Below are 3,834 nucleotides of genomic sequence, written 5' to 3'. Positions count from 1 at the left end.
CTATGTCCAATAAGTTTGCATTATCGGACATAGCAGAAAGGCGCAAGGCGGGGCGGTTTGTCGTTTTAGTTTCATGGGTGGATTCGGCCGAAATCGCCTCTCTCGTCGAGGAAATTTCCATTTAACCGGTGGACAGGCCTCTTGCTCAATCTGTGGACTCGTTCCGCTGCAGCGTCAATCGTGCGCTTTCCTTTGCCTTTCCTTAGATCCTGCCCATCCGTGAGCCACGGCAATGGGGCGGCACGCCGGAACAGGACGAGGGCAGCCTCCGGCAGGACCGCGCAGGGCACCAGATCTGCTCCAAAAAGATCATGCAAGATCACCAGCGTCAGAGCCCGCCAGCGCACTGGTAGCTGCTGAAGAGGCGCAGACCGACCGACGGCCGCGCGGGCCTCAAAGGGGCAGTTCCACCCCGGTTCATCGTACCAGAGCGCGAAGACGGGTCGGGCCGCACCGTCGCGATCGAGCGGCGCCCACAGAGTGCGAACTGCAAGCTCGAGTCGATCAAGGCGTCCTGAGCCTCCTCTGACGATCCCGTTGATCTGGCGTTGGAGATCGAGGACACCTGCGGCGAAATCCACCTTCAAAAGGTCCTCTGCCTCCCCTCCCCCACCGGTCAGAACGGCGTCGCACTTGCGGCAAAAGGGACGCAGCAGGCCATTCAACATGCGAAGGGAAAGCCTCAGGTGACCGCGACAAGCGGGGCAGCGATCCAGGAGCATGGTCCGGTGCGCCGGGCAAGCCACGCACTCCGCCAATCGCCAATTCGCCCGCAGATTGGCATCGCGACCGGCAGCAACATCCGCATCGAAACAGGCAAGACAGACCGGCACTGTCTCGGTCAGAAACCAGTCCAGAGGCCGATCAGGATATCGGGAAGCCAGTGACCTGTGCCAAAGCCGTTCCGGATCGATCCTGCAGGCCTTCGCCCAAAGCATGAGCAGCCCAATATCCGGCGCCACATCGTCAACCTGCCGCGCGCCTGCCTCCCCACCCCCCTGCCCCGCCAGGTACACCATCAGCTCAAGGGGCTCCGCCCCGTAGCGCGCGGCAACCCGCGCCATCCAGGACGAAAGCAGTTCGTCCACGAACGGACGCGGCGCGACGGGCAGTCTGGCCGGCACCATCATGCCCCGACCCGTTGTTGCACGGGCTTCCCCCGCCGCCGAGCGGTCTGGGTCATCGAGACCAGCGGCAGCACCAGATTGTCGCCAAAACTATCCGCGTCGAGGCGCTCCTTGCCCGACTGAACCGCATCTTCCGCCGCCGTCTCGATCAGGCGGAAGATGCGCGCCGTCACACCGGAGGTCAGCTTGTGAATCCGCTCTCTGGCCTCCCCACTGATCAGATCGGATGCCTCGCGCAAGGGCAGGATGCGTTCGAAACTTTTTAGGAGCCCGGCGAAGGCGGCATCGTTCTGCCAGGGCTTGAGATGGAACGCCTCGAAGCGCTCGGCCAGTTGTGCATCTGTCAGCAGTGCCTGCCGGGCCAGGTCCGTGCCGGCACAAACCAGTGGAATCCGAAGGTCATTGGCCAGAAACCGGATCGCATTGAGAAAAATCCGCTGTTGCCGGAAGGTGCCGGCCAGCATGCCGTTCACCTCGTCGAGAATGATCATCTTAGCCCCCACGGTCCGCAGCAGCGACCGGCAAATATCCTTCTCGCGGGCGAGCGTGCCGCCTGTCATCGCAGGAGCGCCCATGGCGGCCAGAAGTTCGCGGTAAAGATCGCGCTCGATGGGTTCGGATGGCACCTGCGCGACAACCACCGGGCGGTGGTCAACGCCGGTGATCTGGCTGAACTTCGGCGGGTGGTCGCGTTCAAACTTGCGGACGATCTTGGTTTTACCCATGCCAGTGTCACCGTAGATCAGCAGGCATGGCATCCGGTCTCGCGGTGGATAGGTCAATAGGTTCTCCAGACGTGCCAGAGCGGCCCCGGACTGATCGAATCCAATCCAACGATCGGCCCGAATCCAGGCAATGCGCTCATCATCCGGCAGCGCCGCAAACCGGCGGTATGTCGGATCGAGATGTGCAAATGCGCTGCTTTCGGTCACGACCATTCCTCAACTTCGAACCCCGGGTGATCCCTGAGCACATTCTCGCTTTCCTTGGGCTCCGGACCTGCATCTACAGTCGCGTAGGGCCCTACCCCATCAAGCGCTCGGTCCCGTCGCTCGGAAAACCGCCTGGCCTCCCGTGTCCTGGTGCTGGCCGCATCAACCAGGGCGCGCTGTTCCTCGATCACCGCGAATAGGAGCTCTTCGTCCTCGAGCGCGCGCCCGCGCTCGCGCAAAATCGCCTGCGCACGGCGATGCTCCGCAAGGGTGATGGACGGATGGCGCAGGTCCGCAAACCGCACAGCATAGCGCTGACCCTCAGGGCTCCGGACAAAGACTGTGGAGAGGTCGCGAGGATCGTAGGACACGCGCAATTGCCGGTCCTGCCGACCCGCCCAGAGGCTCAGGACATCGTCCCAATACCGCAGGCCGAAGAGATGGATGCCATCGCGGCGTACCATGCGTTCCGTGCTCGGCAGGAAGTCGATCCGGAACCCCTCCGGATCGTATGGCCGACGCAAAGGTGCCTCGCGTCGCCCATAGGCCTCGTTCCAAGCCGCAACCGGCGGAATCCCGAGCGCACGGTGCCGTTCAGCATGATAACGGGTGATTTCCAGCGCCAACCAGTGCTCCAGCTCGTCGAGCGTCATCGCCGACTTGCCCAGAGAATCATAATCGCCGCGGTCCTTGATGCTGCTGAAGGTCGATCCCGGCAGCAGGTGGACCGCCCCCATCATCGTGCCGATCAGCCGCTCGATGTGACCACCGTAGTGCGGCGCACCGATCGGCCGGTACTGCAACGAAATCCCGTGCTCTTCCGCCCCGCGTCTCATCGCCTTTGAGCGGAATTCCTTGGCATTGTCGACGTGAATGGTCTCCGGCAATCCCTCGGCTGGCCAATCCGCGTCGATACCTAGGCCCTCCAGCCAGTCGAATTTGGGTTGCACCAGGTGCTGAATGGCCAGCGCCACCGACAAGGCCGACGGTGGCTCCAGCGTCAGATAGAACCCCGCCACCATGCGGCTGGCGACATCGATGGCGAGCGTCAGCCAGGGCCGTTGCAGCGGTTTGCGGTGAACGCGGTCCACGACGATGACATCCACCAGCGTGTGGTCGATCTGAACCACCTCATAGGCCCGTTCGACCTGATAGCTGCCCGGCACTGGGTGATGGCGCTGGCGAGAGGCCTTGGCGCCCTCACGCGCCGCCGTGAGTTCCACAGGATCTATCGCCGCCACACGGTCCCGTAGCGTGGTCCAGCACGGGGGACGTAGACCCTTTTGACGGCACCGCTTGCGCACCTCCTTTTGCAGCGCATTGATGCTTGGCTTCTGGAGGGACTTGTAGAAATCCTCGATCGCCCCCGAAATCACCGTTTCAACCTCGTCAGGCAGCCGACGGCTGCCCGTCGGTGTCCCAACCTGAGCCGCCAGTAAGGAGCTGGCCACCGGGCGAGCCTTGTACGCTGAGATCAACTCGTAGAGGCGAGAGCGCTTGAGACCAAGATCGCGGCAGGCCTTTAGGAATTCGGCTCGGTTCGGTGTCGCCTTGTTTGCAAGGCGACGGATCACAGCTTCCCGCGCGACCGCCTGTTCCCACGCTGCATCGTCAACGACGTTGATATCTGATCGATCCACCATGGCCAAACCCGGAAAATAGGTGTCTTATGTCCGATAATGAAACTATAATCCGGAAATGAAACAAGAACATGAACGTAATGATATCAATAAGTTAGTGTCCACTAATGGAACAAGAACGACAGTCAGAAAACA

General features: G+C 61.9%; 3 protein-coding genes. All 3 read right to left on the bottom strand.

The features are described 5' to 3' along the window. Positions 1–71: 71 nt before the first annotated feature. Genes MHM88_RS23045 through MHM88_RS23035 form a run of 3 tightly spaced genes read right to left on the bottom strand, consistent with a single transcriptional unit; the run spans position 72 to position 3,702 of the window. Positions 72–1,130: a TniQ family protein gene (locus MHM88_RS23045; protein ID WP_239369311.1), complete on the bottom strand. Its 1,059-nt coding sequence runs from the start codon at positions 1,128–1,130 to the stop codon at positions 72–74. Beyond that, on the bottom strand, positions 1,127–2,065 hold the full coding sequence (locus tag MHM88_RS23040) for a TniB family NTP-binding protein (protein WP_239369309.1): 939 nt from the start codon (positions 2,063–2,065) through the stop codon (positions 1,127–1,129). Before MHM88_RS23040 ends, MHM88_RS23045 begins: the two co-directional genes overlap by 4 nt. Then, positions 2,056–3,702, bottom strand: a complete 1,647-nt coding sequence (locus tag MHM88_RS23035) for a transposase family protein (RefSeq protein WP_239369307.1) — start codon at positions 3,700–3,702, stop codon at positions 2,056–2,058. The genes MHM88_RS23040 and MHM88_RS23035 overlap by 10 nt, the downstream gene beginning before the upstream one ends. Between the last annotated feature and the right edge of the window lie 132 nt (positions 3,703–3,834).

It is taken from the genome of Epibacterium sp. MM17-32 (genome assembly GCF_022348205.1).
In the GTDB taxonomy this organism is placed as follows: domain Bacteria; phylum Pseudomonadota; class Alphaproteobacteria; order Rhodobacterales; family Rhodobacteraceae; genus Epibacterium.
This window is presented reverse-complemented; position numbering and strand designations above follow the sequence as displayed.

What these genes read in the sequence shown, in the direction of transcription:
- MHM88_RS23045 (WP_239369311.1), bottom strand. Translation starts at nt 1,130, where the DNA reads ATGATGGTGCCGGCCAGACTGCCCGTCGCGCCGCGTCCGTTCGTGGAC.
- MHM88_RS23040 (WP_239369309.1), bottom strand. Translation starts at nt 2,065, where the DNA reads ATGGTCGTGACCGAAAGCAGCGCATTTGCACATCTCGATCCGACATAC.
- MHM88_RS23035 (WP_239369307.1), bottom strand. Translation starts at nt 3,702, where the DNA reads ATGGTGGATCGATCAGATATCAACGTCGTTGACGATGCAGCGTGGGAA.